The following is a 2,967-nucleotide window of genomic DNA, read 5'->3' as shown; positions in this document are numbered from 1 at the left end:
GCGCCAGCGTCGATGCGGTGGTGCCGTGGTACCCGTTCGGGTCGAGGTACAGCTTTTCCGCGTCGCTGATGTAGGCGGCATCCGGTGTCGGTATGCCGGTGGAGCCCAGGATTAGTGCGTTGGTTGAGCCGGACAGGAAGTTGCTGCCGTCGTCGGCGTTGGCTGCACCGGCCAACGCCACCGCGGCGCTGCACAGCGTGGCGCCGAGAATCATTCTCGTCACAGTTCACCCTCTCGAGGTCACTGATGATGTCGCCGAGCTGGTCTGCCCGGCAGGTGACTACCTTGTCCAACATTCCGCCCTGTTAGACGTCGATGGCGCCACGGGCGGAACTATCTCAGGTGCGGTCAAGGTAGTCCCGGACAAACCGGGGTGGGGGACGACAGGCAGAAGAATGTGTGAAGAATAGATTGCCGACAGGCTGGTATCGGCATGGACGGCAGGTCAGCGCCGTTTGCTGAAATCACCCTGTTCTTCAACTTGTGGTAAATAAGTCGCGCCCTGTTTTAGCGACCGAAGCTAGATGATCCTGAAACGAAACAATTGACGAAATCACAGGACGATGAGGGTCGACGAGTAGATGTGCCCAAGAACAGATACCGTCAGCGCAGGCGGCCGACGACGTCGCGCAGCGGTAGCTCTGCGGCCAATGCCGTCATCACCAGCACCCGCGCCTGACTCGGGGGCAGCCGCGACACCATCACCGCACCCGCATGCACCAGGTCGTGGCCGGGCCCATATCCCGGGCTGACCCGGCCACCGACGACTCGGGTGGAGATCGCGACCACGATTCCGTCTCGGCAATGCCGCCGCACTCCATCGATTACGGCATCGCCGGCATTGCCCGAGCCGAGCGCTTCGAGCACGATGCCGCGCGCACCGGCAGCCACACAGGCGTCCATCGCCACCGCGTCACCGCCGGGGTAGGTCGCGACGATGTCGACCCGCGGAGCGCTTGCCGCGCTCAGCTCGCCGAAATAGACGCGAGTCTTCGGCCGCGCCAGCATCACCCCGCCGTCGACGCTGCCGAGTAGCTCACCGGCGAAACCGTCTACCGTCGCCACTTTGTGCAGGCCCGAGGGCTGCAACACCCGGCTGCCGAAGCACACCAGCACACCCAGATCGCGCGCGGCGGGACTGGACGCCACCGACAGGGCGTCGCGCAGATTTCTCGGCCCGTCGGCGTCGGGCGCGTCGGCGCTGCGCAAGGCGCCGGTGATCACGAGCGGACTCGCGCCCGCATAGGTCAGGTCCAGCCACAGCGCCGTCTCCTCGAGGGTGTCGGTGCCGTGCGTGACGACCACGCCTTCGGCACCGCGAGCCACTGCGGCCCGTGCCGACGCGCCGATCACATCCCAGTCGGCCGGGGTCAGCTGCGAGCTGTCCAGGGACAGCACGTCGACGACATCGACGTCCAGGCCGGCGGCCAACTCGGCGCCGCCGCGCGTTGGCCGCCGGACCCCATCGGCGGCGGTGCTGCTGGCGATCGTCCCACCGGTGGCAATAACGGTGAGGCGGCTCATAGGAGAAATCATCCCGCATCGCGCGGTGGAGCAAGCGCGGCGGAGCCGGGCGCGGCGGGTCGCCGCCAAACGGCTGTAGTGGATGATGTAGGAGTGACAGACCAACCGACGGGAGCGGCTGAGCCGGTGACTGAGGCCCCTACGGCCGGGGAGCCTGAAGCTCCCGCGCCGCGACGGCGACTGCGCCTGCTGCTGTTGGTCGCTGCGGTCGTGCTGGTGCTGGACATCGTCACCAAGGTGCTCGCCGTCAAACTGCTCATCCCCGGCCAGCCGGTGCCGATCATCGGTGACACCGTCACCTGGACGCTGGTCCGCAATTCCGGGGCCGCGTTTTCGATGGCGACCGGATACACCTGGATGCTGACGGTGATCGCGACCGGCGTCGTGGTCGGCATTTTCTGGATGGGACGGCGGCTGGTGTCGCCGTGGTGGGCTATCGGCCTCGGGATGATCCTGGGCGGTGCGATGGGCAACCTGGTCGACCGGTTTTTCCGTTCGCCGGGCCCGCTGCAGGGACATGTCGTGGACTTCTTGTCGATCGGCTGGTGGCCGGTGTTCAACGTCGCCGACCCTTCGGTGGTCTGCGGGGCGATCCTGCTGGTAACCCTGTCGGCGATGGGCTTCGATTTCGACACTGTCGGCCGTCGGAAGCCGGACGACCCGCTCGATGTGGCGGATGTCGCCGATACCCCCGTGCACAGCGAAACACCGGACGAGCCTGCTGCAGGCGTCGACGATGAGCCGCAGGACGGCACCGTGGACCGGCCCAGGGCCGACCAACGGTAACGCGGCGTTGGTGACCGACCGATCGATGCCGGTGCCGGAGGGCCTGGCGGGTATGCGCGTCGACGCGGGGCTGTCCCGGCTGCTCGGCCTGTCGCGCACAGCTGCCGCGGCGCTGGCCGAAGACGGCGGGGTCGAACTGGACGGGGTGCCGGCCGGCAAGTCGGATCGTCTGGCCTCCGGGGCGTGGCTGCAGGTGCGGCTGCCACAGCCGCCGGCGCCGGTGGAGAACACGCCCGTCGACATCGAGGGCATGACGATTCTGTACTCCGACGACGACATCGTGGCGGTCGACAAACCGGCCGGGGTGGCCGCGCATGCGTCGGTCGGCTGGACGGGGCCAACGGTGCTCGGCGGGTTAGCCGCGGCGGGCTACCGGATCACCACCTCCGGGGTGCACGAGCGGCAGGGCATCGTGCATCGCCTCGACGTCGGCACCTCCGGGGTCATGGTGGTGGCGATCTCCGAGCGGGCCTATACCCTGCTCAAGCGCGCGTTCAAGCAGCGCACAGTCGACAAGCGCTACCACGCGCTGGTGCAAGGACATCCCGACCCCTCCAGCGGCACGATCGATGCGCCGATCGGCCGCCACCGCGGCCACGACTGGAAGTTCGCCGTCACCGCAACCGGCCGCCACAGTCTCACGCACTACGACACCAT

The 2,967-nt window shown here is 67.7% G+C and carries 3 protein-coding genes and 1 pseudogene; 2 read left to right on the top strand and 2 right to left on the bottom strand.

The features are described 5' to 3' along the window. Both WAN71_RS11935 and WAN71_RS11930 read right to left on the bottom strand, forming a co-directional pair. A pseudogene (locus WAN71_RS11935) lies at positions 1 to 214 on the bottom strand (PE family protein); the annotation flags it as partial. 389 nt (positions 215 to 603) lie between these two features. Then, complete coding sequence (locus tag WAN71_RS11930) at positions 604 to 1,524, bottom strand: asparaginase (protein ID WP_422225526.1); 921 nt, start codon at positions 1,522 to 1,524, stop codon at positions 604 to 606. A gap of 93 nt (positions 1,525 to 1,617) precedes the next feature. Between WAN71_RS11930 and lspA the strand changes: the two genes are divergently transcribed. Next, the gene (gene lspA, locus WAN71_RS11925) at positions 1,618 to 2,310 is read left to right on the top strand and encodes a signal peptidase II (RefSeq protein ID WP_422225525.1); all 693 of its coding nucleotides are present in this window, start codon (positions 1,618 to 1,620) and stop codon (positions 2,308 to 2,310) included. Positions 2,311 to 2,320: 10 nt separating this feature from the next. After that, positions 2,321 to 2,967, top strand: a 647-nt coding sequence (locus WAN71_RS11920) for a pseudouridine synthase (protein WP_422225527.1), incomplete at its 3' end; no start/stop codon positions are given.

Source organism: Mycobacterium sp. (assembly GCF_049280035.1).
Lineage (GTDB): Bacteria > Actinomycetota > Actinomycetes > Mycobacteriales > Mycobacteriaceae > Mycobacterium.
This window is presented reverse-complemented; position numbering and strand designations above follow the sequence as displayed.